Origin of the sequence: Persicitalea sp. (assembly GCF_041751555.1) — a bacterium.
In the GTDB taxonomy this organism is placed as follows: domain Bacteria; phylum Bacteroidota; class Bacteroidia; order Cytophagales; family Spirosomataceae; genus Persicitalea.
Genome location: NZ_JBGSXF010000523.1, coordinates 1 through 9,401, shown reverse-complemented (window position 1 = coordinate 9,401; position 9,401 = coordinate 1). Strand labels below are relative to the sequence as shown.

Sequence of the window (9,401 nt, the reverse complement as noted above, 5' to 3'; positions counted from 1 at the left end):
GTGCTCGCTCTGCAGGTCCACACCCCATTCCACGTGGTACTGGAACTTCTTCTGCTTGTGCGGCTTGGAATTTTCCAGAATCCTGATCGCCTCCGTGTAGGTAAGTCGTTCGAAAGGATTGTCGGCCACGAAGCGGAGTTTCTCGCTCAGCGGCATCGAACGCTCGGCCTGCGGCTTGCTTTTTCCCTCGTCAGTCTGGCGCTTTTCGAGGAATTCTAGGTCGTCGGCGCAGTTGTCCAGGGCGTAGCGGATCACATATTTCACGAAATCTTCCGCCAGATCCATATTGTCGTTTAGGTCGAAAAACGCCATTTCCGGCTCGATCATCCAGAACTCAGCCAGGTGGCGGGTGGTATTGGAATTTTCGGCCCGGAACGTAGGGCCGAAGGTATAAATCTTGGACAAAGCCAGCGCACCCAGCTCGCCTTCCAGTTGGCCCGACACGGTCAGGTTGGTCTCGCGGCCAAAGAAATCTTCCTTATAGTCGATCTTTCCGGCCTCGTCGCGGGGCGGTTTTTCGGCGTCCAGCGTCGTGACGCGGAACATCTCACCCGCACCCTCGGCGTCGGATGCGGTGATGATGGGCGTGTGGAGGTTGAAAAAGCCGTTGTCATTATAGTACTTATGGACGGCAAAAGCCAGGGCGTGACGAATCCTGAGGATGGCCGAAAATGTGTTGGTGCGCGGCCGCAGGTGCGCAATTTCACGCAGAAACTCCAGCGAATGCTTCTTAGGTTGCAGCGGGTATTCTTCCGGATCGGCGGCTCCGTAAATGTGGACATCCTGTATTTTGACCTCCACCGACTGCCCGGAACCCAGCGACTCTACCAGCGTTCCTGTGACTTTCAGGCAGGCTCCCGTCGTAATAAGACGCAGGATAGCTTCAGGAAACTGCCCCGGCTCGGCTACCGCCTGAATGTTGTGTAGCGTGGAGCCATCGTTGAGAGCAATGAAAATGGCGTTTTTGCTTTCGCGCTTTGTACGCACCCAAGCTTTGATTTCTACGGGTTGGCTGACTTCGGCACTTTGTAGAATTTGTTTAATCTGTACAGGACCCATCAATTAGATAGACAATGAAAAATAAATAACAGTGGAGGGCATTTTTGCCAAGCGGGGCAAAATTACGAATTAGCCGTCCAAAACCTACGTCGCTGCGTAGTTCCCCCAATGCAAGCCTACATTTCAAATACTAAAAATTATTTTTAATATTTGAGTCCTCCCATTTAACCTGCTGGAAATAAGTTTTTTATAAAAAAATATCTATCAATCAGTTACTTTGTTCAGAGTAATGCGATAACTTGGCACCAATATTGATTGAGAAGTAACCGTTGATTGTCGAGGGGGTGCTTGAGGCCAGAATGAACACATATAATCCACCATGAACAACCTTTACTAACTCATGCAAAAACTTTTAATCAATCAGGGTTTTCTGCAAAAACTATCCCCGCAGCAGATCCAATTCATAAAGTTGCTACAGGTTCCCACTGCCGAACTCGATGCCCGCATCAAAGAAGAGATAGAAATCAATCCGGCCCTGGAAGAAGGACAAGAGGAGATTGTAAAAAACGAATACGACCTCGCAGAAAACGACGGGAACGAATATGAGGAAAGCCAGCAGGATGACCTGGACCTGGACAGCTACCTACAGCATGAGGATATGGGCGGCTACAAAATGTATGGCGATGGCTCATACAACAATGAAGAAGACCGGGAGTTTCCCGTAGCAACACACATGACGCTGCACGACAGCCTATTTCAGCAGTTCGGCTTCCTGCACCTTACTGAACAAGAGCGCTTTCTGGGACTTCACCTGCTGGGTAGTATTGAAAACGATGGCTATTTGCGCCGGGCTCTTAAATCCATTGCCAGCGACCTGGTGTTTACACAGGGTATATACACTACCGAATGTGAACTGAACCGTGTCTTGAAAATGGTACAGGCTTTGGAGCCAGCGGGCATCGGTGCCCGCAGTTTGCAGGAATGCTTGCTGCTGCAACTCCGGCGACGAGAGCAGTCGGACGTGACGGTACAGCTGGCTCTTCAGACCATCGAACACTATTTCGAGGAGTTTTCGAAAAAACACTACGAGAAGATCCAGCGGCGATTGGGGATTTCGAGCGAGGAAGCCTACGATGTCCTTACACTCATTACTAAACTAAATCCCAAGCCCGGCTCGGTGGAGGGCGACGACGACCGCTCACACTATCTCACGCCCGATTTCATACTGAGCAACCACAACGGCGATCTTGAGGTGACATTGAATGCCCGGAATGCCCCCGAACTACGGATCAACCGCACGTTCTCCGATATGCTCGACACCTACCACAAGAGCGACAAAACGAATAAAAGCGTTCGGGAAACGGCAACCTTCGTCAAGCAGAAACTGGACTCGGCCAAATGGTTCATCGACGCAATCAAGCAACGACAGGCCACGCTCATGCGCACGATGTCGGCCATTCTGAACTACCAGTACGATTTCTTTCTCGACGGCGACGAAACCAGACTCCGGCCCATGATCCTGAAGGACATCGCTGCGGTCATCGACATGGATGTCTCGACGGTTTCACGCGTGGCCAGCAGCAAGTGCGTACAGACAGAATTTGGTCTTTATCCGCTCAAGTATTTCTTTTCCGAGGGCATCGCCACCGACTCCGGCGAGGACGCCAGCAGCCGCGAGGTCAAGAATATTCTGCGGGAACTCATCGAAAACGAGCCCAAGCGCAAGCCTTTCTCCGACGACAAACTGGAAAAACTCCTGAACGCCAAAGGCTACAACATCGCCCGCCGCACCGTGGCCAAGTACCGCGAGCAACTCAATATTCCGGTGGCGCGGCTAAGGAAGCAAATCTAGGATTTTTGTTTAAGGGTTAAGATGTGGATTTGTCTAGATGTGGAAATTTGGGCTGCCCAACCATATGCCCGCAAAATATATGGCAAAAATCCTAAACGAATAAACAACTGTACAACTCAACAGAAAGGGTACTTTTGCTGTTTCACAAGTCGAAACTGAAACACGCTGTATTGAATCGCCGCCTTGCCCTTGTTCTTTCCGTCGCCCTGCACCCGCTGCTGCTGCCTACCTACATTTTCGGCCTTCTCTTTGGTTTGGCGCCCGAACTCGTTGGCGTTATCGCCTTGAGTCCTTCGGCGCGGGTCAGTCTGTTAGTACTGCTATTCATGAATACTTTCGTGGTGCCGGCGTTGGTCATCTACTATATGTACCGATTGGGTTTTGTCAGGAGTTTGCAGCTCCAAACCCTGCGCGATCGGCGGTTGCCCTATCTGGCTACCATTCTCATCTACTCAGTAAGCATCTACCTATTTGGCTGGCAGTTCCAGCCTATCGGCGAACTGGCCCCTCAGGTTGCAGTAATTCTTGCCAGCATTACGGTTTCTTTGGTGTTCGTTGCCGTTATCAGCCTGAATTGGCAGATCAGTGCTCACGCCACAGGTATGGGTGGCTGTTTGGGAGCCTTAGGGGGAGTTATCCTGCGCTTCGGTGATTTTGGACTGTTCATTCCCCTTGTCCTCAGTGTCATTGCCACAGGTTTTCTGCTAAGTGCGCGGCTGCGCCTCGATGCTCACACGCCCGCGCAGGTATCCGCCGGGTTAGGTTTGGGCGTGGTAATCAGTATGTCGGCGGTGTTTTTGTTCTTTTAAAGTCAATGCCTTTTACTTCGTCCCCTTTATGTTCCGACTCCGGGGCCTTCATGCCCCGGTAGTTAATGGTTTGCTTTTTATTCTAATTCCCAGCCTTTCCCGGCTGGATCATCCGCTGTTAACCCTACTTTTTGATGTACCAAAACTTAATTTATGAAGTCGCCGATGGTGTGGCGCGCATAACCCTCGACCGACCGCAGGTACATAATGCCCTTAGTCCTGACCTCATTCAGGAAATCACTCAGGCCGTAACCGCTGCCGCCGAAGACGACACCGTCCGGGTCGTGCTGCTGACCGGGTCGGGCGACAAAGCCTTTTGCTCCGGGGCCGACCTGAAAGCCGGACTGGGCGAAAACCCTAGCATGGGTAACGCCCTGCGCAGCCGCTACAATCCCATGATTCGGGCTTTGCGTACTATTCCCAAGCCAGTTGTATGCCGCCTCAATGGTTTGGTGGCAGGAGCGGGCTGCTCGCTGGCGCTGGCCTGCGACGTGGTCATCATGCCCGAAGAAGCCTATTTTGCTCAGCTTTTCGTCGGTATCGGACTCATGCCCGATGCCGGTTCTACCTTTTTTCTGCCCCGGCTAGTCGGTACCGCCCGCGCCTTCGACCTTGCCTCCACGGGCCGCCGCATCTATGGCCCCGAAGCCGTTCAAATCGGAATGGTCCAACGCGCCGTACCAGCCACGGAACTAGACGCCGCCGTGGCCGAAACCATCGCCTATTACCGCCACGCGCCCACCCGTGCCATCGGAGCCATGAAGCGAGCCCTCAACCAATCATTGAATTCCGACCTGGAAACGATGTTGGAAGTGGAGGCGCAAGAGCAGGATGTACTTGGCCAATCGCGCGATACGGCCGAAGGAATCATGGCTTTTTTACAAAAGCGGAAGCCTGATTTTCAGGGTTTATAGCAGCCCGTGGATGGTTCTTTATAAAAATCAAGAAAAATGTTTTGGTGAAAACCCAATGATGCACTACTTTTGCAGTCCCATTAGCGGAATGGTTCTGTAGCTCAATTGGATAGAGCACCTGATTACGGATCAGGAGGTTTGGGGTTCGAATCCCTACAGAATCACTTGGAAGTAAAGCACTTAGCGTTTGTTCGCTAAGTGCTTTTTTGTTTTATACCCAATTCTGTACCCCAGCGCTTTACGAGTTTGAGGTACTGGACGAGGAGATGGCACTTTTGGAGGAATAATAACTGCGGGCGGCAACGTGTTACTCAGGAGAAGCCAAAAAGGTAATTTTACACACCTTACACTGCCGCTTCTCCTGGTAGTGTTCCGCGATGTCGTACTTACCGTTTGTTTTTTGGAAAATATCCAGCCCGCGGCCCAGCACGATTTCCCAGCCATTGTTCAGCTCGATGGAGCGATCATGGACGACTTCGTCAAATTCGTAGGAAAATACGATGCCCCAGGGTTCCAGCGAATCGGCGATCTCGGTGAACGACTCTTTGGCGTTTTCCAGGTAGTCTTCGTTGTTGTTCGTGACCAGATGCAGTTTTACCTCCTGATCGTCAGACTTCGTCTTGGCGACCAGCGTGGCAAATTCCATGAAGTTCCTGAGCTGATAGGGCAAGCGCACGTAAGGGTCGGTCACCTTAATGTCCGTGGCCCCAATTAAGTATTCTCCGAAAAGCTTTTCGTAGGAAACACCCGTTTGATTGTCCCGGATGCTGATTTGTCGGGTTTTGGAACTGGCGGCATTGGAAGCTGGTTGGTTTTCTTCGGCGGGTGCGCTTTCGGAGGTATCAATGACGTCCTCCGGCTCGGCCTCCGCCCGGCCGTACTCGATTTCTTCCAGCGTGAAGACTACTTTCTTGATTTTCGACGCCTTGTCCGTGTAGCTGAAATCGGCCGCCTCGAAGGTGTCGTCCATGAGGCGGAGTTGCTCTTTGACCCGGCGTCGGCATTCGATGGCGAACTCGATCAATTCTTTGGCTTCTTCCTTGGTGAAATTCCCGTCGGGAAAAATCACTTTCACCAGACCTGAGAAAGTCTTGGCAATGGCCGTTTTGTCGCGGGTGGTGATGCTGTCCGAGAGTTGAAAGTACGCGGTGTAGGCCTGGGTGTGGTCCTCTTTGCGGAGTTCTTTGAGTACCTCGGCCAGGTAGTCCACGATGAAACCGAAATCGGCGGTGAACATGTCGTTGCGTAGTTTCTGCACTTCCCATCCCGGCAGGTAGGCGTGAATACGATCCAGAAACGCCGTGTCGTAGTAGTCTTTGGGCAGGGCCTCGAACAGGTTGGCGTGTTTCAGCATGTAGGGGACAGAATGGTCCGTGTTGCCGACGAACACCATGGAAGCCGCCGCGCCATAGACCTGCGTTCCCCGCGAAAAAGATTTGTTGGCCATGTAGTTTTTTAGAATATCGACCAGGCCACGGTCGGCCTTTTTGGTCTTGCCCGCGAATTCATCGTAGGCCACTACGTCCCAATAGCCCACCAGGCCGATTTCCCCCGTGCTGTTGTTGACGAACAGCTTGGCCTTCGAGACCTCCCCACCGGAAATCAACATGCCATGCGGCGACATTTCGGAATAGATGTGCGACTTACCCGTGCCTTTAGGCCCCAGCTCGATGAGGTTGTAGTTATTTTCGGCGAAGGGAATCAGCCGACACAGTTGGAGTAGTTTGGAGCGGAAGGAAAATTCAGCCGGATTGAGACCGATTGACTGCATCAAAGCATCGATCCACTCGTCCTTTGTGAAATTTTTTCTGGCGGTTTTGTATTCTTCGACGTCGATGTTGGCGATCTGAATCGGTTTCAGGCTCTCGATGATCCAGGGCGACACGTCGCGCTCGTCCGAGGGAAAGTAGCCCATCGTCACGATGCACCACACCCCACTGGATAGTAGTTTTTGGTGTTCTTTGACAATGAGATCATTAATTACGACCTTTTTAAGGCCCAGATTGGCAAACTCTGCCTCATACACATCCTTCATGTCGTTGAGGCGCACGGCGACTTTGTCGATAATGCGGTGCAAGCCTTTTTCACGGATCGTAGACTTGATTATCTGCGCCTCGTCGCGGTGGACGAAGTGCCGGGCGATGATGTTTTTTACGTTCTCGACGCCCTCGGCAATGGTGTCCTCCACGTCGGTGGCGCAGTATTGGCCCAGCAGGTACTCCAGCACGTAGGTGGGGACGATGGCGTTGCCCTTCACCAGTTTGGTCAGGTCCTTGCGGACTACCTTGCCGGGGAAGTGGGTGTTGAGGAGGTCGTCGATGGGGTTCATGCGTTATCAATGGGTCAATTTTAGTAGGTTCTTTGGATTTAGGAGGGATGAAAAGAATCCGTAGGATTCAAATATTTGTAGAAACATGCATAGAAGCGAACATACGACCCCGTAGGGGTCGCACCACTAAACCAGGATACATTCATCTATAAATATTGAATCCCTACGGGATTAGGATATATCCTTTCAACGGATGGCCCTATGCTAAACAAAAGTGTCACATCGCTTGACTATCCCTTCAATCGTCCTCAGACTACCTCTAAAAATTATCAAAGTCGCTCGAAAATGAAATATTGAGCGTGTAAAGGTACTCCTTGTACGGCCGCCATTTGGACGACCCCTCCACCGGCTCCTCCAGTATTAGCTTCACGCGTTGATTCTTGTACTTCCCGCTGGCCTTGCTGCTCAACTGAAATGGATGCTTCACTTCCCGCTGCCGTTCGCTGCCTTCTTCGATGTCGAAAATAAAGTTGAACTGATCGCTCAATTGCTCCCCGTCGCCGGCGTAAAAAGCCGCGCGGATCGTGCGCGGCAGCACACTATCGGTGGCCAGTTCCGTTTGCAGAAACGAAACCGACACCAGGTTGGTGGTGATCTTGTTGGTCTGCTGAATGATATCCACCGCTACCTGGCGGGTGGTGTTTTGCCGCTTCTTGGTCACCTTGATCAGCGGGATGACGACCTCCTGCAAGGAAGCGCCTCCGTGGACAAACCGCGACCCGGCGCCCTTGACCCGGTGGCGGTTGATGGATTTCGGGATCAGCACGTCGAAATCTCCGTCCAGATTGAGCGCCGAAGCCGTGAAGTGGCGAGTGCTGGCGTTGGTTTTCAAATCTTTGCCGATGATGTACCGTCGGTTTTCCTTCCAGATTTCGCCTTCCACTTGCACGTGGGCGAAGTCCGACTCGTCCAATGGCTGGTGCTGGTAGAGGAAACCGTGGTCGGAGGTGATGAAGACGTTGGTACCGTTCATGTTCGCTATTCTTTTGATGACCTCCATCAGATAGTCGAGTTCCCGATCCACGGCGGCAAACACTTCGTCTTCCGTGGTTTTGTCGTCCCCGGTTTTGTCAATCTGATTATGAAAAATATAGATCAGGTCATATTGCTTCACGAAGGCCCGCCCCTCCGTCGAGGAGTTCATTTTCATGAAGTCTTCGGCCTGAATGCCGATGGCCTTATAGCCCGCCAGGGCTTCGAGTACGCGGTTGCGACCCTGCAAACCCAGGGCGGGGATACCGTCCGCGACCACCTTGTCGCTCCCTTCCGCGATGGTGAGCGACTGCTGCGGCAGCAGGGCGGCCATGCCCAGTTGGGTGTAGGAAGGCAGAACGGAAAGCAGCGGCTGAATCTCCCCCTCGTAACGGTTTTCGGCCTTGACGCGCTGCACAAACTCGGCCCCGCATTCGTAGCGAAGCGCGTCGGAGACGACCACGAACAGCCGCTGTCCTTTGGCAAGGATCGGCTCGACCTGGTGCTTGTAGAAGCGCGCCTGCGAGGTTTGGGGCAGGATGGGCCATTCGGTGGCGGCGTCGATGGTCGTCTGCCACTGGTTGTTGAGTGGCAGCAGCCAGTCGTTGGAATACACCTTTTCGACTTTGCCAAAAAGTAATCCCAGCGCTTTGTCCTGCGACGTGTTGCGGTAGTGCCAGATGAACTTCCGGTAGTGGAAGTCGGCCCGATAGAGTTGGTCGCCGTAGCGCCGGATGCCCTCCTCGATGGTCGGGAAAGGCGCGGGGATGTACTTCTGCACCAGGTCGAGCAACTCAGTGGCGTGGCCGAGGGCGGCGTAGTAGTCCGCGAATTCGGCGAACCAATACTTATTCTCGCGGCTCTTGATCCACTGGCTCACCTTTTCGGCGTCGGTGCTGCCGGCCACGATGCGCTCGGTGAAGTCGTGGATGATTTTGAAGTCGATGATGCGGAAGAGGTCGTCGCTCTGGAGGTCGTCGAGCGGGCTGGCGTCGAGCAGAGATTGTACGTCAAGATCGGTGGCGATGCGGGCAGAGATTTCGCGGAAGGCGTCCCGGTACGCGATGGAATCTTTCCAGACCGATAATAGCAGACTTGCGTCTTTGGTGAGGCCCGTGCTTTTGGTCAGCGAGAAGACGTTGGAAAATACTTCCAGCAGAAAGTCGTACAACCCCGGCTGCGCGGCGTGGTACTTGTAGGTAGTCGCGATGAGTCCCCAGTAGAAGTCGCTGAGCTGGTAGCGCTCCAGCTCGCGCTCGGGGCGGTCGCTGTCGGCGGCGAAGGCGGCGGCGTGGGCCTGCACGAAGGCGGGCAGGCTGACGTGGCCAATGCCGAAGACTACAGCCAGCATCTTGCGGCGGATGTCCGCGTGGGTATCGTCCGGGCCGAGCAGAGCCGCGAGTTTTTGACGACGCTCTTTGCTCTTGAAAAATTCCAGGTGTTCGCCGACGAGGCCTTTGTAGGCGTAGTCCAGCCCCAGTTCCTGCAGGTAGGTGGCTTCCTGGCTGGTGTGGAATTCGTAGTGG

At 53.3% G+C, this 9,401-nt stretch carries 6 protein-coding genes and 1 tRNA gene; 4 read left to right on the top strand and 3 right to left on the bottom strand.

Features of this window, described 5'->3' with window-relative positions; translation table 11 throughout:
• Positions 1 to 1,059, bottom strand: a 1,059-nt coding sequence (gene asnS / locus ACEW8P_RS18705; RefSeq protein WP_373514598.1) for an asparagine--tRNA ligase, incomplete at its 3' end; no start/stop codon positions are given.
• Positions 1,060 to 1,399: 340 nt separating this feature from the next.
• Between asnS and rpoN the strand changes: the two genes are divergently transcribed.
• From rpoN to ACEW8P_RS18685, 4 genes are all read left to right on the top strand, one after another.
• Complete coding sequence (rpoN, locus tag ACEW8P_RS18700) at positions 1,400 to 2,851, top strand: RNA polymerase factor sigma-54 (RefSeq protein ID WP_373514597.1); 1,452 nt, start codon at positions 1,400 to 1,402, stop codon at positions 2,849 to 2,851.
• Positions 2,852 to 3,021: 170 nt separating this feature from the next.
• Entirely contained in the window at positions 3,022 to 3,660 is a 639-nt protein-coding gene (locus ACEW8P_RS18695) for a hypothetical protein (protein WP_373514596.1), read from the top strand.
• Positions 3,661 to 3,794: 134 nt separating this feature from the next.
• Positions 3,795 to 4,574, top strand: a complete 780-nt coding sequence (locus tag ACEW8P_RS18690; protein WP_373514595.1) for an enoyl-CoA hydratase/isomerase family protein — start codon at positions 3,795 to 3,797, stop codon at positions 4,572 to 4,574.
• 90 nt (positions 4,575 to 4,664) lie between these two features.
• Positions 4,665 to 4,738, top strand: a tRNA-Arg gene (locus ACEW8P_RS18685).
• A 143-nt stretch (positions 4,739 to 4,881) separates the two neighbouring features.
• Here the strand turns inward: ACEW8P_RS18685 and brxL are convergent.
• The gene (gene brxL, locus ACEW8P_RS18680; protein WP_373514594.1) at positions 4,882 to 6,903 is read right to left on the bottom strand and encodes a BREX system Lon protease-like protein BrxL; all 2,022 of its coding nucleotides are present in this window, start codon (positions 6,901 to 6,903) and stop codon (positions 4,882 to 4,884) included.
• 259 nt (positions 6,904 to 7,162) lie between these two features.
• Positions 7,163 to 9,401 (bottom strand): BREX-1 system phosphatase PglZ type A (pglZ, locus tag ACEW8P_RS18675; RefSeq protein ID WP_373514593.1); only part of this gene is annotated, 2,239 nt, incomplete at its 5' end.